The 20,985-nt window shown below is 67.8% G+C and carries 21 protein-coding genes; 3 read left to right on the top strand and 18 right to left on the bottom strand.

The features are described 5' to 3' along the window. Nucleotides 1-2: 2 nt before the first annotated feature. The 8 genes from EV379_RS06555 to EV379_RS06525 all read right to left on the bottom strand — a co-directional run bounded on the left by EV379_RS06555 (nucleotide 3) and on the right by EV379_RS06525 (nucleotide 8,256). On the bottom strand, nucleotides 3-881 hold the full coding sequence (locus EV379_RS06555; protein WP_242616269.1) for a shikimate dehydrogenase: 879 nt from the start codon (nucleotides 879-881) through the stop codon (nucleotides 3-5). Then, nucleotides 878-2,131, bottom strand: a complete 1,254-nt coding sequence (gene mltG, locus EV379_RS17375; RefSeq protein ID WP_242616268.1) for an endolytic transglycosylase MltG — start codon at nucleotides 2,129-2,131, stop codon at nucleotides 878-880. The genes EV379_RS06555 and mltG overlap by 4 nt, the downstream gene beginning before the upstream one ends. Nucleotides 2,132-2,133: 2 nt before the next feature. Beyond that, on the bottom strand, nucleotides 2,134-2,619 hold the full coding sequence (gene ruvX / locus EV379_RS06550; RefSeq protein WP_130505426.1) for a Holliday junction resolvase RuvX: 486 nt from the start codon (nucleotides 2,617-2,619) through the stop codon (nucleotides 2,134-2,136). Next, a complete protein-coding gene (gene alaS, locus EV379_RS06545) occupies nucleotides 2,619-5,285 on the bottom strand; it encodes an alanine--tRNA ligase (protein WP_130505425.1) in 2,667 nt (888 codons plus the stop codon). Before alaS ends, ruvX begins: the two co-directional genes overlap by 1 nt. A 69-nt stretch (nucleotides 5,286-5,354) precedes the next feature. Continuing rightward, nucleotides 5,355-5,552, bottom strand: a complete 198-nt coding sequence (locus EV379_RS06540; RefSeq protein ID WP_055842677.1) for a hypothetical protein — start codon at nucleotides 5,550-5,552, stop codon at nucleotides 5,355-5,357. A gap of 48 nt (nucleotides 5,553-5,600) precedes the next feature. Next, nucleotides 5,601-5,975, bottom strand: a complete 375-nt coding sequence (locus tag EV379_RS06535) for a DUF948 domain-containing protein (protein WP_130505424.1) — start codon at nucleotides 5,973-5,975, stop codon at nucleotides 5,601-5,603. A gap of 118 nt (nucleotides 5,976-6,093) precedes the next feature. Further along, a complete protein-coding gene (gene rpsD / locus EV379_RS06530) occupies nucleotides 6,094-6,723 on the bottom strand; it encodes a 30S ribosomal protein S4 (RefSeq protein WP_055842670.1) in 630 nt (209 codons plus the stop codon). A gap of 183 nt (nucleotides 6,724-6,906) precedes the next feature. Next, on the bottom strand, nucleotides 6,907-8,256 hold the full coding sequence (locus EV379_RS06525) for a replication-associated recombination protein A (protein ID WP_130505423.1): 1,350 nt from the start codon (nucleotides 8,254-8,256) through the stop codon (nucleotides 6,907-6,909). An 81-nt stretch (nucleotides 8,257-8,337) separates the two neighbouring features. On the opposite strand from EV379_RS06525, the gene EV379_RS06520 reads away from it, so the two are divergent. From EV379_RS06520 to EV379_RS06510, 3 genes are all read left to right on the top strand, one after another. Next, nucleotides 8,338-9,123: a peptidylprolyl isomerase gene (locus EV379_RS06520; RefSeq protein ID WP_130505422.1), complete on the top strand. Its 786-nt coding sequence runs from the start codon at nucleotides 8,338-8,340 to the stop codon at nucleotides 9,121-9,123. A 154-nt stretch (nucleotides 9,124-9,277) separates the two neighbouring features. Continuing rightward, complete coding sequence (locus tag EV379_RS06515) at nucleotides 9,278-10,510, top strand: DUF349 domain-containing protein (protein ID WP_423203237.1); 1,233 nt, start codon at nucleotides 9,278-9,280, stop codon at nucleotides 10,508-10,510. 87 nt (nucleotides 10,511-10,597) lie between these two features. Continuing rightward, nucleotides 10,598-11,158 carry a hypothetical protein gene (locus EV379_RS06510; protein WP_130505420.1) on the top strand — a complete coding sequence of 187 codons (561 nt, stop codon included), beginning with the start codon at nucleotides 10,598-10,600 and terminating at the stop codon, nucleotides 11,156-11,158. On the opposite strand, the gene EV379_RS06505 is transcribed toward EV379_RS06510, so the two are convergent. From EV379_RS06505 to pdxT, 10 genes are all read right to left on the bottom strand, one after another. After that, on the bottom strand, nucleotides 11,145-13,397 hold the full coding sequence (locus tag EV379_RS06505; RefSeq protein ID WP_130505419.1) for a RelA/SpoT family protein: 2,253 nt from the start codon (nucleotides 13,395-13,397) through the stop codon (nucleotides 11,145-11,147). The two genes, EV379_RS06510 and EV379_RS06505, sit on opposite strands and share 14 nt — an antisense overlap. 36 nt (nucleotides 13,398-13,433) lie before the next feature. Then, nucleotides 13,434-14,450 (bottom strand): protein translocase subunit SecF, encoded by a 1,017-nt coding sequence (gene secF / locus EV379_RS06500; RefSeq protein WP_130505418.1) that lies wholly within the window; start codon nucleotides 14,448-14,450, stop codon nucleotides 13,434-13,436. Continuing rightward, the gene (gene secD / locus EV379_RS06495; RefSeq protein ID WP_130505417.1) at nucleotides 14,450-16,189 is read right to left on the bottom strand and encodes a protein translocase subunit SecD; all 1,740 of its coding nucleotides are present in this window, start codon (nucleotides 16,187-16,189) and stop codon (nucleotides 14,450-14,452) included. Before secD ends, secF begins: the two co-directional genes overlap by 1 nt. 66 nt (nucleotides 16,190-16,255) lie before the next feature. Further along, nucleotides 16,256-16,663: a preprotein translocase subunit YajC gene (gene yajC, locus EV379_RS06490; RefSeq protein ID WP_130505416.1), complete on the bottom strand. Its 408-nt coding sequence runs from the start codon at nucleotides 16,661-16,663 to the stop codon at nucleotides 16,256-16,258. Nucleotides 16,664-16,738: 75 nt separating this feature from the next. After that, on the bottom strand, nucleotides 16,739-17,800 hold the full coding sequence (ruvB, locus tag EV379_RS06485) for a Holliday junction branch migration DNA helicase RuvB (RefSeq protein ID WP_242616267.1): 1,062 nt from the start codon (nucleotides 17,798-17,800) through the stop codon (nucleotides 16,739-16,741). Continuing rightward, nucleotides 17,797-18,423 (bottom strand): Holliday junction branch migration protein RuvA, encoded by a 627-nt coding sequence (gene ruvA / locus EV379_RS06480; RefSeq protein WP_130505415.1) that lies wholly within the window; start codon nucleotides 18,421-18,423, stop codon nucleotides 17,797-17,799. Before ruvA ends, ruvB begins: the two co-directional genes overlap by 4 nt. Beyond that, nucleotides 18,420-19,022, bottom strand: coding sequence for a crossover junction endodeoxyribonuclease RuvC (gene ruvC / locus EV379_RS06475; RefSeq protein ID WP_130505414.1), 603 nt, complete (start codon nucleotides 19,020-19,022; stop codon nucleotides 18,420-18,422). The genes ruvA and ruvC overlap by 4 nt, the downstream gene beginning before the upstream one ends. Nucleotides 19,023-19,026: 4 nt before the next feature. Next, nucleotides 19,027-19,785 (bottom strand): YebC/PmpR family DNA-binding transcriptional regulator, encoded by a 759-nt coding sequence (locus EV379_RS06470; RefSeq protein ID WP_130505413.1) that lies wholly within the window; start codon nucleotides 19,783-19,785, stop codon nucleotides 19,027-19,029. 70 nt (nucleotides 19,786-19,855) lie between these two features. Next, the gene (locus EV379_RS06465; RefSeq protein WP_130505412.1) at nucleotides 19,856-20,392 is read right to left on the bottom strand and encodes a DUF1697 domain-containing protein; all 537 of its coding nucleotides are present in this window, start codon (nucleotides 20,390-20,392) and stop codon (nucleotides 19,856-19,858) included. Beyond that, complete coding sequence (pdxT, locus tag EV379_RS06460) at nucleotides 20,389-20,982, bottom strand: pyridoxal 5'-phosphate synthase glutaminase subunit PdxT (RefSeq protein WP_130505411.1); 594 nt, start codon at nucleotides 20,980-20,982, stop codon at nucleotides 20,389-20,391. The genes EV379_RS06465 and pdxT overlap by 4 nt, the downstream gene beginning before the upstream one ends. Nucleotides 20,983-20,985: the final 3 nt, after the last annotated feature.

The following is a 20,985-nucleotide window of genomic DNA, read 5'->3' as shown; positions in this document are numbered from 1 at the left end:
CTCTATCTTTCCACAGCGTCGGAGTGCGTTGCGCTCCCGGCCTGCACCGCTGCGCTCATCGCGGCGAAGGTCGCCTTCTCGTTCGGGAGTTCGGCGAATGGGTCACCGGCGACGAAGATGCGCACCTGGACGAGGGCCTGGTGCAGCAGCATTCCGATGCCGGAGATCACCCGGCCGCCCGCCCGCTGCCATGCCGCGCCGAGCGGGCTCGGCCACGGTGAGTATGCGACGTCGTAGAGCGGTGTGCGCAGCATGAGCTCGGCGTCGAAGCGCAGGCCGGCGTCTGCACCACCCGGCAGCGTGCTGATGACGAGGTCGATCTCGGATGCCGCGGCGACGGCATCCGCGAGTGCGACGATGCGCAGCGCGACACCGGCGGCACGCGCCAGCTCGTGCAGCCCGTCGGCGGCGTCCGGCCTGCGCACGGCGACGACGACAGCTCCGGCGCCGAGCTCGGCCGCCGCCATGATCGCGGATCCGGCCGTCGCTCCCCCGCCGACGATGAGCACGGAGCGTGCGCTCGTGATGCCGTTGTCGGCGAGCGAGTTCACGAGTCCGGTGACGTCGGTGTTGAAGCCGTGCAGGCGTCGTGTCGCGCCTGCACCGCTGAACAGCAGCGTGTTGACGGCGCCGGTGATCCGCGCCGTCGCGTCGACCTCATCGGCGAGGGCGAGCGCCTGGAACTTCAGCGGCATGGTGAGCGAGAAGCCGCGCCACTCCTGGCCCCGCGCTGCGAGGAACGCGGCGAGGCCGTCGGCGTCGAGCTCGAACCGCCCGTACTCCCAGTCGAGGCCGAGTGCGGCGTATGCAGCGGTGTGGATCGCGGGCGACTGCGAGTGCGTGATCGGTGAGCCGAGGACGGCGAGGCGGAGCGTGCTCACTGGTACTCCGGGTGCTCGTCCATCCAGGCCAGCCACTTCTCGACGGCGGCATCGTGCTCCTCGACGGTGGCCGAGAAGATCGTCTCGCCGGTGTCGAGGTTCCACGTGACGAAGAACAGCCACGGGCCGTCGGCCGGGTGCAGCGCGGCGTCGATGGCGAGGTCGCCCGGGTTCGAGATCGGGGCGATGAGCATGCCGGGGTGCACGTAGGTGTTGTACGGGTTGCTCGCGTCCTCGCGCTCGGCGTCGGTCGTCGAGACCCGGTGCGTGTTGCCGGTTCCGTACGCGACGGTCGCGTCGGACTGCAGCAGCCCGCTCTCCCAGAGCGCAGGGTCGAGTCGGTTGAGGAAGACGCGGGCGACCTTGTAGTAGTCCTCCCGGAGGCCGGCTTCCTTCTGAACCAACGAGGCGAGCACGATCGTGTTCCATCGGTCCTCTGGAGCGACACCGGCCGCGTCCAGCGCCTGGAACTGCCGATCGACCAGCGTCGCGAGCACGTCGTGCGCGCCGAGGCCGGGCGTGAAGGTGTACGTGGCCGGGAACAGGAAGCCCTCGAGGCTGGTGGCCTCGGCCGGGAGGCCGAAGGAGGCGACATCCGCGGCGGCCGCCTGCAGATCGGCCAACGGGATCTCCGTGCCCTCCGAGATCAGCTGCAACACATCGGCGGCGACGGTGCCCTCAGGCACGACGACGGTCTGTTGGAGCCGGTTCTCCGGGTTCTCCAGTGCGTCCAGCGCGGCCTGGGCGCTCATCTGCTCGGCGAGCTTGTACGCGCCGGGTTGGAAGACGGGCGGCGTGGTCTGCGCCAGGAGCAGGTCGTAGAAGGCCTCGAAGCTCTTGGTGACGCCGCTCTCGTGCAGGGTCGTCGCGACATCGGAGCCGATGTCACCCTCGTGGATCATCACGGTCACCTCGCCGGTGCCGCTGCCCTCGTAGTCCTCCGGCCCGGATGCCGCGGAGATCAGCTGCTGGATCGGACCCTGCAACAGAAAGTAACCGGCCGTGACGATGCCGGCCAGGACGACGAGCACGATCAGGCAGCCGATGCCGCCCCTGCCCCGCTTCATCTTCCTGGCCGACGCCCGCGGGCGAAGGCTCTCGGCCAGTTCCGGCTGGGCCGGCGCCGGAGCGGTGAAGAGTTCGTCGAAGGATGGGCGCGCATCGGCCTCGGCCGGCGCGGCAGTTTCTGCAGCCCTGTCGTCCTTCTGGGCACCCGCATCGTCGGGGGTGACCGGGGGCAGGTTTGACACTGTCAGAGTCCTTCGTTCGGGCTGAGAGTCGTTCCGGGCGGAGTGCCCATTCCGCGCTCGGAGTCGAGAGCGTGCTGCAAAATGATAACCGCGGCCACCTGATCGATCACCGGGCGGTGCGACTTCGCCTTCTTGCCAGACGAGCGAAGCGCCGACTGCGCCGACACCGTCGAGAGCCGCTCGTCGACCAGACGAACCGGAACGGTCAGCGCCAGCTGCAACGCGGTCGCGAAGTGTCTGGCGTCGGCCGTCGATGCCGTCTCCGCGCCGGAGAGCGCGAGCGGCAGCCCGACGACGACCTCGATCGCGTCGAGCTCCCGCTGCACCTCGGCGATGCGGAGAATGTCGGAGCTGAGCACGATCTCGCCCTCCGGCAGGGTGCGCGGAACGGTCTCGATCGGCGTCGCGAGCATGCCGTGCAGATCGGAGCGGGAGAGCCCGACGCGCGCCTTGCCGACGTCGACGCCGAGCCGCACCCCAGAACGCACTATGCCCGCGCCGCGGCGACCGTGCTGCGCACGGCCTCGAGTGCGCGCGGGATCGCGCTCACATCGGGTCCGCCGCCCTGCGCCAGGTCGTCTTTTCCGCCGCCGCCACCGCCGAGGATTCCCGCCATCTCGCGGGCCAGGGCGCCGGCCTTGATGCCGCGCTCACGGGCCGCCGGGTTGCTCGCAACGATCGCGACGGCCTTGCCGCCGGCCTCGGCGACCAGCGCGACGACCGCCGCCTCGTTCCCGAGGCGCTCGCGCACGGCGTTGACCAGGGTGCGGACATCGTCTGCGGATGCCAGCGTGCCGAGGTTCTCGGCGATGAGCGTGAGCCCGCCGTCGACCGTCGCCTTCTCCAGCAGCGCCGGCACCTTGTCGCCGAGTGCCTTCGCCTCGAAGGCCGCGATCTTCTTCTCAGCGGCCTTGAGGTTGGCGACGAGCTCCGACACCTTCTCAGGGAGCTGTTCGCGCGGCGTCTTGAGCGAGCTGGTCAGCTGTGTGACGAGCGCGCGCTCCGCAGCCAGATCCCGGAACGCCTCGATGCCGACGAGCGATTCGACGCGGCGGTTCGTCGACCCGACGGAGGACTCGCTGATGAGGTTGATCATGCCGATCTCGGCGCTGGAACCAACGTGGGTTCCCGCGCAGAGCTCGCGCGACCATGGGCCGCCAATGTCGACCATGCGCACGCGATCGCCGTACTTCTCGCCGAACAGCGCCATGGCGCCGAGCTCGCGTGCCTCGTCAAGCGGCATCTCCCTGGTGACGACCTCGAGGTTGTCGCGGATGGCGTTGTTCGAGATCTCCTCGATCTCGCTGCGCGTCGCCGCGGAGAGGCCCTGGTTCCAGGAGAAGTCGAGGCGCAGGTAGCCGGCCATGTTGTACGAGCCGGACTGGTGCGCGTTCGGGCCGAGCACCTGGCGGAGCGCTGCGTGGATGATGTGCGTGCCGGAGTGCGCCTGCTGGGCTCCGCGGCGGTTGTCAGCGTCGACGACGCTCGTTGCGGCATCCCCGACGCCGACCTCGCCGAAGCGCACCTGCACCTTGTGGCTGATGAGCCCCTTGACGGGCTTCTGCACGTCGAGCACCTCGAGCTCATAGCCGGGGCCGACGATGAGGCCGCTGTCGGCCTCCTGCCCGCCGGACTCTGCATAGAGCGCGGTCTCGGCGAGGATCACCTCGGCGATGTCGCCGGCGACGGCCTTGTTCACGGAGTGCCCGCCGACGATGAGGCCGAGGACGCGGGACTCGGTCTGCAGGTTCGTGTAGCCGGTGAACACCGTCTCGCCGAACGCGCGGAACTCTCCGTACACGGAGAGGTCGGCGAGAGCCGTCTTCTTGGCCTTCGCGTCGGCCTTGGCGCGAGCACGCTGTTCAGCCATGAGGGCGTCGAATGCGGCGCGGTCGACCGTGAGGCCCGCCTCTTCCGCGACCTCGAGTGTGAGGTCGATCGGGAAGCCGTAGGTGTCGTGCAGCAGGAACGCGGCGTCGCCGGCCAGCTGCGGCGACGAGGCCTCCTTGGTCTTGTTCAGCGCGAGGTCGAGCACGGTCGTGCCGGCCGCGAGGGTGCGGAGGAAGGTCTCCTCCTCGCCGATCGCGCTCTGCGCGATGCGCGAGTAGTCGCGCTCGACCTCGGGGTATGCGTCCTTCATCGCGTCGCGCGAGGCGGCGAAGAGCTCGGGGAACGTGGCCGCGTCGACGCCGAGCAGGCGCATGGCGCGCACCGTGCGGCGCATCAGGCGGCGCAGGATGTAGCCGCGGCCCTCGTTGGACGGCGTGACGCCGTCGCTCATCAGCATCAGCGAGGAGCGGACGTGGTCGGCGATGACGCGCATGCGCACGTCGTCGTCGTGGTCGGCTCCGTAGCGGCGGCCGGAGAGCTCGGCGGCGCGGTCGAGGACCGGGCGAACCTGGTCGATCTCGTAGAAGTTCTCGACGCCCTGCTTGAGGAACGCGACGCGCTCCAGGCCCATGCCGGTGTCGATGTTCTTGTTCGGCAGTTCCTTGACGATCGTGAACTCCGTCTTGCCGCGGACATCGCCGATCAGGTACTGCATGAACACGAGGTTCCAGATTTCGACGTAGCGGTCGTCGTCTGTCGCCGGGCCGCCGTCGCGCCCGTATGCCGGTCCACGGTCGAAGAAGATCTCCGAGCAGGGTCCGGCCGGGCCGGCCTGGCCCGTGTGCCAGTAGTTGGTGTCCTTGTCGAGGCGCTGGATCCGCTCGTCCGGCAGGCCGGCGACCCGCTTCCAGATCTCGATGGCCTCATCGTCGTCCTTGTAGACGGTGACCCAGAGGTCCTTCTCGGCGAAGCCGTAGCCGCCGTCGGCCTCCGAGCTGGTCAGCAGCTCCCAGGCGTAGCTGATCGCGCCCTCTTTGAAGTAGTCGCCGAAGGAGAAGTTGCCGTTCATCTGGAAGAAGGTGCCGTGACGCGGCGTCTTGCCGACCTCCTCGATGTCGAGGGTGCGGATGCACTTCTGCACGCTGGTCGCACGCGAGAATGGCGCGGGCACGAGACCGGTGAGGTACGGCACGAAGGGAACCATGCCTGCGACGGTGAAGAGGAGTGTTGGGTCGTCGCTGACCAGGGAGGCGGATGGCACGACGGTGTGACCGCGCTCTCCGAAGTAGTCAAGCCAGCGGCGGCGAATGTCTGCAGTCTGCATGGGTCCCGTAGTACGTAGTGTGTCGAAGCGCCGGATCCGGCGCCTGGGTGGTGCGATGATCGCTCGAGGTTAGTCGAGCACCTCGTCGATGGCCTGGCGCAGCTCGGCCTCGCGCTGGTGGTAGCCGTCGGCAACGGCAGCCCCGAATTCGCGCGCCTTGGCGTCAACGCCGGTGAAGAAGCGGCGCCCTTCCTGGGTCTTGTTGACCTCGTGTGCGATGACGAAGCCACCGATGATTCCGAGAATCAGCCACAGCAGGTTTTTCATGAGAAGAGTCTCCTTGCGATCCGAGAGTTCGTTGACAACAGTAGTGCTTCAGCGCCGACTGGTTCCGCGGGCCGTCGGGCGCGCGGCCCGGAATGCGGCTCGTACCCCGGCAGAGAACCCGGCCAGCTTGATCAGGGGGCCGCCGACGGTGGCGGCGAAGAGGGCGACGAGCGCGGAGACGTTGCCCGTGACATCCGCGACGTTGGCGGTGATGACGTCGACGCGTGCCAGCTGGCGGTTCGTCTCCTTCAGGGTGACCGCCGTCTCCTCGAGAAGCGGCGTCACGCCGTTCGTGGTCTCGCGAATGGAGTCACGTGTCTGGTCGAGCACGCCGCCGAGTTTGATCAGCGGGATCGCCAGCAAGCCGACGAGCACGGCGAATACACCGGCCGCGATGAGTCCTGCGATGTCACCGAGGGACATTGTCCACCTTCCATTCCACGAGCGGCCCAGTTCTGCGCGGCCCATTCCCCGAGGGGCATATACCGCGAAGGGCGGACCATCCGAAGATGATCCGCCCTCCAGCGTAGTTCACTGACGACTAGCGAGCCGCGTAGTACTCCACGACGAGCTGTACTTCACAGGTCACGGGAACCTCGGCACGCTTCGGGCGGCGCACGAGGCGGGCCTGCAGCTTGTCGAGCTCGACCTCGAGGTACGCCGGGGTCTTCGGCAGAACGTCGACGTGTCCGCCGGCTGCGGCGACCTGGAAGGGCTCGGTGCCCTCAGAACGTGCCTTGACGTGGATCTGCTGTCCCGGCTTCACGCGGAAGGAGGGACGGTCAACGAGCTGGCCGTCGACGAGGATGTGGCGGTGCACGACCATCTGGCGAGCCTGAGCCGTGGTGCGGGCGAAGCCGGCACGGAGCACGAGGGCGTCAAGACGCGTCTCGAGGATCTCGACGAGGTTCTCACCGGTCAGGCCCTTGGTGCGACGAGCCTCTTCGAAGGCGATCTTCAGCTGCTTCTCGCGGATGCCGTACTGGGCGCGCAGACGCTGCTTCTCGCGCAGACGAACGGCGTAGTCGCTGTCCTGCTTGCGCTTGGTGCGGCCGTGCTCACCGGGAGCGTATGGGCGCTTCTCGAGGTACTTGGCGGCCTTCGGGGTGAGGGCGATGCCGAGCGCGCGCGAGAGGCGGGTCTTGCTGCGGGTACGTGACTTAGTAGACACGGTTTCCTTTCGAAATGAATCTCAAACAATGAAATACCGCGGGCACGATGTGCCACGGCAAAGTTAGAGGGGTGAGCCACGGGGACTGAGCGGCTACAGCTCCTGCCCCTTGAGCCCTGAGATTCGCGCAGCCGCACGCAAAAATCAGGCTTTAGGCCTCAGACAGCCTAACACAGCGACCGGCTATGGCTCCCCGCGGACGATGCGACGGATCTTGGCGAGGCGGGCAGCCACCTCGCGCTCATTGCCGTGCTCGCTCGGCTGGTAGTACTCCCGGCCGCGCAGCTCGTCCGGCAGGTACTGCTGAGGCACGACACCGACGGGGGCATCGTGCGGGTAGACGTAGCCCTTGCCGTGGCCGAGGCGTTTCGCGCCGGGGTAGTGGGCGTCGCGCAGGTGCTTCGGGACCCGGCCGAACTCGCCGGCCCGCACATCGGCGATCGCCGCGTCGATGCCGACATACGCCGCATTCGACTTGGGTGCCGTCGCCAGGTGCACGACGGCCTGGGCCAACGGGATCCGGCCCTCCGGCATGCCGATGAACTGCACGGCGTCTGCCGCGGCGATCGCCACGACGAGTGCCTGCGGGTCGGCGAGGCCGATGTCCTCGGATGCGGAGACGATGATCCGCCTCGCGATGAAGCGCGGGTCCTCCCCCGCCTCGATCATGCGGGCGAGGTAGTGCAGGGCGGCGTCGACGTCCGAGCCGCGCACGGATTTGATGAACGCGCTGATCACGTCGTAGTGCTCGTCGCCGTTGCGGTCGTAGCGCAGCAGCGCGCGGTCGACGGCCAGCGCGACGAGCTCCGTCGTGATCAGCGGCTTGTCGGCATCCGGGTCGCTGAGGTCGAGGCCGGTCGCGGCCGAGACTGATGCCGCCTCCAGCGCGGTGAGCGCGCGTCGTGCGTCACCGGACGCCAGCCGGATGATCGCGGCCCTCGCCTCCGGCTCGAGCACGAAGCGGCCGCCGAGCCCGCGGGAGTCCTCGACGGCGCGGTCGAGGACGATGCCGAGGTCGTCGTCGCTGAGCTGCTCGAGTGTGAGCAGCAGGGAACGCGAGAGCAGCGGAGAGATCACGGAGAAGGAGGGGTTCTCCGTCGTCGCGGCGACCAGGATCACCCAGCCGTTTTCGACTCCAGGCAGCAGCGCGTCCTGCTGCGCCTTCGTGAAGCGGTGGATCTCATCGAGGAAGAGCACCGTCGATGTGCCGTACAGGTCGCGATTGGTCATCGCCTGCTCCATCACCTGGCGCACATCGCGCACGCCGGCGTTGACGGCGGAGAGTTCGACGAAGTTGCGGCCGGAGGAGTGCGCGATCGCCTGGGCGAGCGTCGTCTTGCCCGTGCCAGGTGGGCCCCAGAGGATGACGGAGACCGATCCCTTCTCCCCCGTCTTGTCGCTTGCCAGGGCGACGAGCGGCGAGCCGGGCGTGAGCAGGTGCTTCTGGCCTGCCACCTCGTCGAGAGAACGGGGTCTCATCCGAACGGCAAGCGGCGTCGCACCGCTGCGCAGACCAAGACCCTGATTCACCATGCCCCCAGCGTACTTGGCGCCACAGACACGCCTTGCGTAGAGTTCACTGTTGATCCCATCGCATCACCATGAAGGAGCAGTGTGGCCTCGAACCCGAAGCAGGAACGCGAAGCACGGGCGCGCCTGCGCGCCTACCAGGCCCGCCAGCGCGTGCACGAGCGTCGCATCAGCCGACGCGCCCGCGACAACTGGATCGCCGCCATCGCGCTCGTGATCATCCTCGTGCTCGCGGTCGGGGCCCAGATCTTCTTCTTCAGCGGCGGCCCAGGCACCCCGGCGCCGACGCCGTCGGCCTCGGCGACGCCGACCCCGACCCCGCAGGCGGGCGAGAACATCGGCGATGTGCCCCCGGCTGAGCTCGCCGAGGGGCGGACGTGGACGGGAACACTCACCCTCAACGACGTCGCCCTGGGCGTCGAGCTCGACGGTGCCGCGGCCCCTCAGGCCGTCTCTTCGACGATCAGCCTCGCCGAGAGCGGCTTCTACGACGGCGTCAGCTGCCACCGCCTCACCGACGGTGGCTTCTACGTGCTGCAGTGCGGCGACCCGTCCGGCGACGGAACCGGCGGCCCCGGCTACAGCTACGGCCCGATCGAGGCGGCACCGGCTGACAACGTCTACCCGGCGGGGACGATCGCGATGGCGCGCTCAGGCGGCAACGGCTACAGCATGGGCAGCCAGTTCTTCATCGTCTACGACGACACCACGATCGGCGCCGACGCGGCTGGTGGCTACACCGTGCTCGGCCACGTGACGAGCGGCCTCGATGAGCTGAAGAAGCAGATCACGGACGCCGGCGTCGAGGGCGGAGCGAGCGACGGCGCTCCCGCCGTCCCGACCACGATCACGGGGTTCACGCTGCAGTAACGCGCGACACACAGGTAACGGTTCTATAGCGAGCCCAGTTTGAGCCACCGAGTGGAATAGGCTGGGCCGGGTATGGTCGCGCAGACGGAAGTCGTCTGGCGCGCAGACGGCCGCACCAATTGGGCGGCCCAGGCACTCAGCAAGGATGAGACTCTTGGCTCAAGCAGATCAGCAACCGTGGGGGCGCGTCGATGAGACGGGCACCGTCTTCGTTCGCGAGGAATCCGGTGAGCGCGCGGTTGGTCAGTACCCCGATGGCACCCCAGAGGAAGCTCTGGCGTACTTCGAACGCAAATACGTCGACCTCGCCGGTCAGGTGACGCTGCTCGAGCAGCGCGCGAAGCGCGGCGCACCGGCATCCGACATCGCCAAGGCCGTCGCCTCGATCAGCGCGAACGTCGATGGCGCCAACGCCGTCGGCGACCTCGCCGCCCTCAAGGCGCGCCTCGAGAAGCTCGGCGGCGCCGTGTCTGAGCTCACCGAGCAGCAGAGCGCGGAGGCGAAGGCAGCCGTTGACGCCGCCATCGCCGAGCGCACCGAGATCGTCGAGGCCGCGGAGAAGCTCGCGGCTGGCGACCCGGCCAAGACGCAGTGGAAGCAGGCAACGTCGACCCTCGACGCACTCTTCGCGCGCTGGCAGGCCCACCAGCACGACGCTCCGCGTCTGCCCAAGGCCGAGGCGAACGAGCTCTGGAAGCGATTCCGTGCAGCCCGCACCACGATCGAGCAGCACCGCAAGGCGTTCTTCGCCGAGCTCGACAGCGCACACAAGGACGTGCGCACCCGCAAGCAGGCCCTCATCGACCAGGCAGAGGCGCTCGCGGGCAAGGGTGTCGACGGGATCCCCGGATACCGCCGCCTGCTCGACGAGTGGAAGCTCGCCGGCCGTGCGGGCAAGAAGCAGGACGACGCACTGTGGGCACGCTTCAAGGCTGCCGGTGACGTGCTGTACTCGGCCAAGTCCGAGATCGACGCCCAGGAGAACGAGGAGTTCTCCGAGAACCTCGCGCAGAAGCAGGCCCTGCTGAGCGAGGCCGAGCCGATCCTCGCCGAGACCGACCGGGTCAAGGCCCGCGCCGCGCTCACGGCGATCCAGCACCGCTGGGACGAGATCGGGCGGGTTCCGCGCGATCAGGTCCGCGTGATCGAGGACCGCCTGCGCAAGATCGAGAACCACGTCCGTGCTCTCGACGACGACTACTGGGCACGCAACAACCCGGAGACGAAGGCACGCGCAGAGGGCCTCACCGGCCAGCTCGAAGACGCCATCGCCAAGCTCGAGGCCACCGTCGCCGCCGCCGAGGCGGCCGGAGACAAGAAGGCCGTCAAGGCCGCCAGCGAGGAGCTCGAGACCAAGCGCGCCTGGCTGAAGGCCATCGGCGGCTAGTTCTCCACAACAGCACGCCCGGAGTGAATTCTCCACAGAAAGCGGCGCGTCTCGTTTCGACGAGGCGCGCCGCTTCACTGTTGGGTCATGCGCACTCCACCGTCATCACCGCTCATCGGCACGGCGACGCTCTCGATCGCTGAACTCTCGGCCGCGCGGCTGGACGGCGAGCTCTACCCGCTGGCCGAGATGTTCTGCCCGGTCGACCTGCCGCCGTTTCCCGCCTCGCTGGCCGCCGGCCTGGCCGCCGCGCTTCCCGAGCACGCCTTCGTGGAGCGGCTCAGCGCCGCCTGGCTGCACGGTGCACTCGCCGAGCCGCCGCAGCCACCGCAGTTCGCCCTGCCTGCTGGCATCGGCGCCCGGCCGCGGCGGCCGCGCGCCTACGCCATGCGGCAGGTCGTGATCGCCGAGCGCGAGCTCGTGCTCATCGGCGGATGCCGGGTCACCACCCCAACGCGCACGCTCGTCGACGTGCTGCTCGACGACGAACTCGGCACACGGCGCGCCATCGCGGTCGCCGCTGCGATCGCGGCAACGGCCGGGCTCTCCCCCGCCGTGGCGCGCTCGGCGCTGCGCTCCCGCTTCCGTCTGCCCAACACGGCCATGGCCGAGGAACGGATCCGTCTCTGGGCGGCTAGCCGTCGCTGACGCGGTACACGTCGTAGACGGCGTCGATGCGCCGCACCGCGTTCAGCACGCGGTCGAGGTGCGTCGTGTCGCCCATCTCGAAGACGAAGCGGCTGAGCGCGAGGCGATCGCTCGAGGTCGAGACGTTCGCGGAGAGAATGTTCACGTGGTGCTCAGAGAGCACGCGGGTGACATCGGAGAGCAGCCCGGCCCTGTCGAGGGCCTCGATCTGGATCTGCACGAGGAAGAGGCTCTTGGATGTCGGCGCCCAGGCGACCTCGATCATGCGCTCCGGCTCGTTCAGCAGCGACTGCACATTGTGGCAGTTGGCCTGATGCACGGAGACACCGGATCCACGCGTGATGAAGCCGACGATCTCGTCGCCAGGAACCGGGGTGCAGCACCGGGCGAGCTTGACCAGGATGTCGGGCGCCCCGCGCACGAGCACACCGGAGTCGCTGCTGCGCAGCTGCTGCGTGCGCCCCTTGACGGGGATGGAAAGCTCGGGGCCGTCCGTCTCGTCGACGGCCTGCACGGCCGCGACGACCTTCTCGAGCACCGACTGCGTCGACACGTGCCCCTCACCGACGGCGGCGTAGAGCGCCGAGACGTCGACGTACTTCATCTGGGCCGCGACCTCCGCGAAGGAGTCCTGGCTCATCAGCTTCTGCAGGGGCAGGTTCTGCTTGCGCATGGCGCGAGCGATGGCATCCCTGCCCTGCTCGATGGCCTCGTCGCGGCGTTCCTTGGTGAACCACTGCCGGATCTTGTTCCTGGCACGCGGGCTCTTGACGAAGTTCAGCCAGTCCTGGCTGGGCCCGGAGTCGGGGTTCTTCGAGGTGAACACCTCGACGACATCGCCAGTGTTGAGCTCCGTCTCCAGCGGAACGAGCCGGCCGTTCACCTTGGACCCCATGGTGCGGTGCCCGATCTCGGTGTGCACGGCGTAGGCGAAGTCGACCGGTGTCGCGCCGGCAGGCAGCCCGATCACCCGGCCCTTCGGCGTGAAGACGTAGACCTCTTTCGCGCCGATCTCGTAGCGCAGCGAGTCGAGGAACTCGCCTGGGTCTGCCGTCTCCGCCTGCCAGTCGGAGATGTGGGCGAGCCAGGCCATGTCGGTGTCGTTCTGCAGCGCCGACGAGCCGGGCTTGCCCGTCGCCAGCTGCTCCTTGTACTTCCAGTGCGCCGCGACACCGAACTCGGCGCGCTGGTGCATCTCCTGCGTGCGGATCTGCAGCTCGACTGGACGCCCCTCCGGGCCGAGCACGGTGGTGTGCAGCGACTGGTAGAGGTTGAACTTCGGGGTGGCGATGTAGTCCTTGAAACGGCCGGGCAGCGGTGTCCACCTGGCGTGGATGGCGCCGAGCACCGCATAGCAGTCGCGCACGGAGTTGACGAGCACCCGGATGCCGACGAGGTCGTAGATCTCGTCGAAGTCGCGGCCGCGCAGCACCATCTTCTGGTAGATCGAGTAGTACTGCTTGGGGCGGCCGACGACCTGACCGCGGATCTTGGATGCGCGCAGGTCTTCGTTGACCGCGTCGATCACCGACTGCACGAACTCCTCGCGCTGCGGGGTGCGCTGGCGGACGAGGCTCTCGATCTCGGCGTAGAGCTTGGGGTAGAGCACGGCGAATGAAAGGTCTTCGAGCTCCCACTTGATCGCCTGGATGCCGAGGCGATGCGCCAACGGGGCGTAGATCTCGAGGGTCTCCGTCGCCTTGCGGGCGGCGGACTCGGCCGGGACGAAACCCCAGGTGCGCGCGTTGTGCAGCCGGTCGGCGAGCTTGATGATGAGCACGCGGATGTCTTTGGACATCGCGACGATCATCTTGCGGACGGTCTCCGCCTGGGTGGAGTCGCCGTACTTGACCTTGTCGAGCTTAGTGACACCGTCGACGAGCATTGCGATCTCGTCGCCGAAGTCGCCGCGCAGCTGCTCGAGCGTGTACGCGGTGTCCTCGACGGTGTCGTGCAGCAGGGCGGCCGCAACGGTCTTGGAGCCGATGCCGAGGTCGGCGAGGATCTGCGCGACCGCGAGCGGATGCGTGATGTACGGCTCACCGCTGCGGCGCTTCTGCCCGCTGTGTGCGCGCTCGGCCGCCGTGTATGCGCGCTCGATGACGGTGAGGTCGGCCTTGGGGTGGTGCATGCGCACCGTGCGGACCAGGGTGTCGACGGCACCGGCCGGCTGCGCCTTGGAGAAGATCCGAGGCACGAGACGGCGCAGGGAGGCTGTCGATGACGGCGAATCGCTCATCTGGACACCTCCCTGCGTCTCACGGGCTCAGTCAGCCTACGCCGTGACGGCTTCGGCGGCAGCGGCGGCCGCGGCCTTCTCACGGGCCGCGAGAACCGACTTGTCGTGGCGCACGACCTCTTTCTCGCCCTTGCGGAACTGCACGTACATCGGCGCCGCGAGGAACACGGTCGACCAGGTGCCGACCAGGATGCCGATGAACAGTGCGAGTGAGATGTCGCGCAGGGTGTCTGCGCCCAGCACGAACGATCCGATGAAGAGGATCGCTGCGACGGGCAGCACGGCGACGACGCTGGTGTTGATCGATCGCACGAGGGTCTGGTTGACGGCGAGGTTGGTCGACTCGGCGAAGGTGTGCTTCGACTTGACCGCGTCCTCCGTCGTGTTCTCGCGGATCTTGTCGAACACCACGACGGTGTCGTAGAGCGAGTACGCGAGGATTGTCAGAATACCGATGACGGCCGCCGGCGTGATCTCGAAGTCGGTCGCCGCGTAGACGCCGACGGTGATCACGAGGTCGACGAGCAGGGCGGCGATGGCCGCAAGCGACATCTTCCAGGTGCGGAAGTAGAGCGCCATGCCGACAGCCGCCAGCAGCAGGAAGACGACGAGTCCCTGGATCGTCTGGCGCGTCACGTCAGCGCCCCACACCGGTCCGATGAAGGAGGAGGTGACCTCCGACTCCGGCACGGAGTAGGCCTCGGCGAGGGCGGCCGCGACTTCACGGTTCTCGGCCTGGCTCAGCTGGTCGGTCTGCACACGCACGCCGGAGTCACCGACGGTCGTGACGCGGGCGACGGCATCCGGGACCACGGAGGCGACGGCCTCGATGGCCGGCTCCTGAGTGGCGCCCTCGACGCTCGTGACGACGAACTGCGATCCGCCACGGAACTCGATGCCGAAGTTGAAACCGCCCTTGGCGATCGGGATGGCGATCGAGAGCAGGACCAGCAGGCCGATGATGGAGTACCAGATGTTGCGCTTGCCGACGAAGTCGAAGGAGCGCTTCCCGGTGTAGAGGTCGTTTCCGAAGGTTGCCAGGCGGTTGGCCATCAGGATTCCTTGCCTTCCGTGGTCTTGGTTCCGGTGCTCGCCGCGGTCAGCTCTGCGGCCTTGCGCTCGGCGATCGTCTGGCGCTTCTCGGCTTCCTTGGCGCTGGATGCCGCCTTCTTCGCGTCGACGGACGCTGCTGGCTTGCGGAACTCCGCACGTCCGCGGTAGATCGCGCCGAGTGCCTGCGGGTCGAGACCGCTCCACGGGTGGCCGCTGGAGAAGAACTTCGTCCGCGAGAGCAGCTGAAGCATCGGGTGCGTGAACAGGATGACGATGATCACGTCGATGATCGTCGTGACGCCGAGCGTGTAGGCGAAGCCACGCACGTTGCCGACCGCGATCAGGAACAGCACGATGGCGGCGAGCAGGTTCGTCGCCTTGGAGGCGAAGATCGTTCTGACGGCGCGTTTCCAGCCGGCCTCGACGGCGGAGGTGAGGATGCGACCCTCGCGCAACTCGTCTCTCACACGTTCGAAGTAGACGATGAAGGAGTCAGCCGTGAAACCGATCGCCACGATCAGACCGGCGACACCGGCCAGCGAGAGTCGGTAGCCCTCGCGCCACGACAGGATCGTGATCACGATGTAGGTCATGACACCGGCGACGACGAGCGACGCGATCGTGACCATGCCGAGGAGACGGTATTGGAAGAGCGTGTAGATGACGACGAGGAGCAGACCGATCAGACCCGCGATCATTCCGCTCTGCAGCTGCGAGCTTCCGAGCGTCGGCGAGATGGTCTCGGAGCTCTGCACTGTGAAGCTGATCGGCAGTGCACCGAACTTGAGCTGGTCGGCGAGAGCCTTGGAGCTCTCCTCGGTGAACTGACCGGAGATGGACGGGCGTCCGTCGGTGATGATGCCGTTCATCGACGGGGCGGAGAGCACCTGGCCGTCGATGACGAAGGCGAACTGGTCGAGCGGCGGGGTCGCCTTCAGACCGAACAGACGCGTGCTGACCTCGGCGAAGTCTTTGGTGCCCTGGTCGTCGAAGACGAGGTTGACGACCCAGCGGCCCGTCGTGGCACCGGACTGCGTGGTCTCCATGCCCGCCGAGGCGTCGGAGATGTTTGCACCCTCAACCTCGACCGGGCCGAGGATGTACTTGACCGTTCCGTCGACGTCACAGGTGACGAGGGGCTTGTCGGCCGGCGCGGCGTTGGCCGTCGCGGCCTCCGTTGATGCGCAGTCAAAGCTCTCGAACTCTGCCTGCAGCGCCGGGGTGACCCAGTTGAGGTCGCTGCCGTTGCTGGGCGTGACGCTCGGAGTCGTCTCCAGCTCGGGGTTTGGCGTTGCACTGGGCTCCGGGGTCGCGGTGGACTCGCCATCGATCGACGCGTTGGTCGGCGCGCCGGCGACGAGCACGGGGCGCAGCTCCAACTTGGCCGACGACTGGATCCGGTTGCGCGTCTCGTCATCGAGCTCGCCGGGGATCGCCACGACGATGTTCTGGCCACCCTGGGTGTTGATCTCCGCCTCGGAGACACCGGAGGCGTCGACGCGCTGACGGATGATCGTCACGGCCTGGTCAAGCTGCTCCTGCGAGACGGTCTGGCCGCTCTCCAGCTTGGGCGCGAGAATGATCTGCGTTCCGCCCTCGAGGTCGAGTGCGAGCTTGGGCGTCCACGAACCACCGCCCCAGATGACGCCTGCTGCATTGACGGCGAACAGGCCGACGATGATGACGGCAAGCCAGGTGAGGGAACGCCAGGCTTTCTTGACCGGGGTCGACTTTGCCACCGCGGAACTCAGCTTTCTACGTTCGTGCCCACGCCTTCATCGGCGTGGGCACGGAAAACGGACTATTTAGTCGTTCGACTTCTTGTCGGTCGAGCCATCTGCTTCGCCGGACTCGGTGCCTGGCTCGGTGCCGGCACCCTCGATGCGCTCACCGAACTCGGGAGCGGCGTCGTCGATGGCGGAATCCGCTGCATCCGGGGTGGCCGCAGCAGCGACGGGGGTGACGACGCGGGCGATCGTCTGGCGGTGCAGTGCCAGAACGGTGCCGGGGGTCGACTCGAGGAGTACCTCGTTCTCCTCCTCGTCGATCGAGAGGATGGTTCCGTAGAGGCCGGAGTTGGTCATGACCTTGGCACCGGGAACGACCTGGGTCTGCAGCTCTGCTGCATCCTTCTGGCGCTTGCGGCTGTTGCGGAACATGAAGAAGATGAGCACCGCGAGAACGGCGAGCATGATCATTGTCAACGGATCCATAAAGTTGGAAAACCTTCCGAGTTGCGGCTGGACAACCGCTGCTGTCTAGCGCGGTGCATGGTGAGCCAGCTTGAATTATAGGTCATCCAGCAGTGTCCCAGCCGACGCCGGGTGCATGCCGAAGTGCTGCCACGCATCCGGGGTGGCGACACGCCCCCGCGGGGTGCGGGTTAAGAGTCCGATGCGCACCAGAAATGGCTCGACGACGGCCTCGATCGTCTCGCTCTCCTCGCCGACAGAGACGGCGAGCGTGTTGAGTCCGACCGGTCCACCGTTGAAGCGCGTGAGGATGATCTGCATCACCGCGCGGTCGAGACGGTCGAGGCCGAGCGCGTCGACATCGTAGAGCTCGAGGGCCGCGCGCACCGAATGGATGTCGGCCGTGCCCGCGCCGGATGGTCCGCTCCGATCGGAGTAGACCAGGGCGTAGTCGCGCACGCGGCGCAGCAGTCGGTTGGCGATGCGCGGCGTTCCCCGGCACCGGCCGGCGATCTCTGCCAGCGCCTCGCGGTCGATGTCCAGGCCGAGCAGGGATGCCGCGCGGGTGAGCACCTGCTCGAGCTCGTCATCGGCGTAGAACTCGAGGCGCGCTGTGAAGCCGAAGCGGTCGCGCAAGGGGTTCGGCAGGAGCCCGGCCCTCGTCGTCGCGCCGACGAGGGTGAACGGGGCCAGTTCGAGCGGGACGGAGGTGGCACCGGCACCCTTGCCGACCATGATGTCGATGCGGAAGTCCTCCATGGCGAGGTAGAGCATCTCTTCCGCTGACCGCGCCATCCGGTGGATCTCGTCGATGAAGAGCACCTCGCCGGGAACGAGCGAACTGAGCACGGCGGCCAGGTCGCCCGCGTGCTGAATGGCGGGTCCGCTCGCCATCCGCAGCGGGCGATTGCCCTCCTGGGCGACGATCATCGCGAGGGTCGTCTTGCCGAGGCCGGGCGGCCCTGCAAAAAGGATGTGGTCCGGTGTTCTCCCCTGCATGGTCGCTGCCGTCAGCAGGAGCTGGAGCTGGCCGCGCACCTTGACCTGGCCGACGAACTCGCTCAGCGATGCCGGGCGCAGCGCGCCCTCGAATGCGAGCTCGGCGTCGGACTCCAGCTCGGGCGCGAGCAGCTCGGCCGGGGTGTCGTCGTAGTTCACGAGCGGCCGCCGATCGTGTGCTGGGCCGGGCCGAGGCGGCCGAGCGCGAGCCGCAGCAGAACGGCGACGGACGCCTTGTCTGCATCGCCGGCCTCCGCGAGCGTCTCCTCGACGGCCTGGACGGCCACCTTCTCCGACCAGCCGAGTCCGACGAGCGCGGCGAGGACGCTCTCGCCGATGGCGGTCGGAGCCACCCTGGCCACGTTCGGTGCGCTGGCCGCGGTGACGGCGAGCTTGCCGGTCAGCGAGAGCACGATGAGTTTCGCGGTCTTCGGGCCGATGCCGCTGACCTTGCGGAATGCCGCGTCGTCCTCGTCGGCAACGGCACGGGCGACCTGGTCGGGGCTGAGCACGGCGAGCACGCCGAGGCCCGACTTCGGGCCGACGCCCGTCACGCCGGTGAGCAGCTCGAACACGGCGAGCTCGTCCGCGCTGTCGAAGCCGTAGAGGGTCAGGGCGTCCTCACGCACGACGAGAGTCGTGTGCAGGCGCAGCTCCTGCCCGATCCGGGCGGCGAGGGCCGTCGCGGGCGTGACGTTGATCGCCAGTCCGACTCCCCCGACCTCGACGACGACGGTTGAACCGAGAGCAGAGAGCACGAGGCCACGAACGGAAGAGATCACCGCTTAAGACTACGGGGGGCCACCGACATGCGAGCGCCGGACTCGGCGGCGCGCCACGCCTTTTGTGCGGGCGTGAGGCCGTCCGCCTGCCCGGGCGCGCCCGGCAGCGTTCCGCCGCTCACGCCCGTGCGCCAGGCGTGGCAGATCGCGATCGCGAGTGCATCGGCGGCATCCGCCGGCTTGGGCGGTGCTGCCAACTTCAGGATGCGGGTCACCATCGCGCCGACCTGGGCCTTGTCGGCCGCGCCGTAGCCGGTGATCGAGGCCTTGACCTCGCTCGGGGTGTGCAGGCCGACGGCGAGGCCGCGCTGGGCGGAGAGGAACAGTGCGACGCCGCTGATCTGGGCTGTGCCCATCACCGTGCTCAGATTGTGCTGGGCGAAGACGCGCTCGAGCGCGACCGCGTCCGGCTGGTGCCGGTCGAGCAGCTCGGCGAGCCCGGTTGCGACGGTGAGCAGGCGCTTCTCGATCGGGTCGCCTGGCGCGGAGCGGATGACGCTCACATCGACCAGCCTGGCCGTGCGATTGGGCTCGACATCGACGACTCCGACACCACAACGGGTGAGACCGGGGTCGATGCCGAGCACACGCACGGCCATCGGCTTACTCGGCCTCGAGCTCTGCCTGAACCTCGGGGCTCAGATCGAAGTTGCTGTAGATGTTCTGCACGTCATCGAGGTCCTCGAGTGCGTCGATGACCTTGAACACCTTGCGGGCGGTCTCGGCGTCGACCTCGATCTTGAGCGACGGCACGAAGGCGGAGTCGGCGGAGTCGTAGTCGATCCCGGCCTCCTGCAGCGCGACGCGGGCCGCGACCATGTCGCTCGGATCGGTGAGGATCTCGAAGGTCTCGCCCTCGTCGTTGACCTCCTCTGCGCCGGCGTCGAGCACGGCGTCCAGGATCGCGTCCTCGGTCAGGTCGCCGGTCTTCGACACGACGATGACGCCCTTGCGGTGGAAGTTGTACGCGACGCTGCCCGGGTCACCCATGGTGCCGCCGTTGCGGCTGACCGCGGTGCGCACCTCGGCCGCTGCGCGGTTCTTGTTGTCGGTCAGACACTCGATCAGCAGCGCGACACCGTTGGCGGCGTAGCCCTCGTACATGATCGTCGTGTAGTCGACCGACTCACCGGTGAGGCCGGCGCCGCGCTTGACGGCGCGATCGATGTTGTCGTTGGGGACCGAGGTCTTCTTCGCCTTCTGGATGGCGTCGACGAGCGTCGGGTTGCCCGAGAGGTCTGCACCGCCCATCTTGGCGGCGACCTCGATGTTCTTGATCAGCTTGGCGAAGGCCTTTGCACGGCGCGAATCCGTGATGGCTTTCTTGTGCTTGGTCGTTGCCCACTTGGAATGCCCGGACATGAGTCTCCTGTTTTACTCGCTGAAATCTGCCTTGACAGTCTAGAACAGCACTGCGCCCCCACCCGATAACTCAGGCGAGCTTCATCAACGTTCGCAGATTTCGGTTGGTGGTTGACGAGCGAAAGCGTGCCTTCGCGGTGAGCTTGCTGAATGCGCTGTCGACGCCGACCGCGCGGCGGCAGTGCCAGTAGAGCACGCCGTCCCCCTCGACGACGATCTCGTCCGCTGGGTCGAGCGTCGGGGCCGCGGCCATGAGCTCCGCCAGCGATGCGGCGTCGGAGCTGAACAAGACATAGGGGTGCCAGCCCTCCTTGCCCGCATCGAACGGGAAGCGTTCGATCACGCTCTCCACCCGGCTGAGCGGCTCGAGCACGATCCAGGCGTCGTAGCCGAATCGCTCGGAGAGTGCGGTCTCGATGCGCAGCTTCAGCGCGGCGTCATCCGTCGCCGTGGCAGTGACGGCCACATCGAAGACGACATTGCCGCTGGCCAGAACGGTGCGCACGTTCTCGAAGCCCAGAGTGCGGAATAGCTCGGCGAGATCGGCGGACTTGATCGAGATGCCGCCGACGTTCACCCCGCGGAGGAGCGCGACGAATCGGGTCATGCAGCGAGTGTACGCGCGCGCACCTTGCCCAAGAAGTACTCGTGGAAGCGGTGCTCCCCCGTGATCTCGGGGTGGAAGCTGGTACCGAGCAGATTGCCCTGCTCGACGGCGACGACGCGGCCGTCCGCGAGCGTGGCGAGTGCTCGCGCATTCCGGCCGACGGATTCGACGACGGGGCCTCGGATGAAGACGGCGTGCACGGGCACATCGCCGAGCTCCGGGATGTCGAGATCGGTCTCGAACGACTGCGTCTGCGAGCCGAATGCGTTCCTGCGCACGACGACGTCGAGGCCGCCCAGGCTCTCCTGGCCGGCGATCGCATCGAGCACGGAATCGGCGAGCATGATCAGGCCAGCGCAGGTGCCGTAGACGGGCAGACCGCCGCGGATACGGGCGCGCAACGGCTCGGCGAGGCCGAAGGTGCGCGCGAGTTTGTCCATCACGCTCGACTCGCCGCCCGGAATCACCAGACCGTCAATGGCGGCCAGCTCCTCCGGGCGTCGAACGAGGGTGACGTCGGCCCCCAGGGTGCGCAGAACATTCGCGTGTTCGCGGAAATCACCCTGGAGGGCCAGAACGCCAACTGTCACGTG

This window comes from Microterricola gilva, from assembly GCF_004217495.1.
GTDB classification, from domain to species: domain Bacteria; phylum Actinomycetota; class Actinomycetes; order Actinomycetales; family Microbacteriaceae; genus Microterricola; species Microterricola gilva.
Note: the sequence above shows the minus strand (reverse complement) of the source record. Positions and strands in the feature narration are given on the sequence as shown.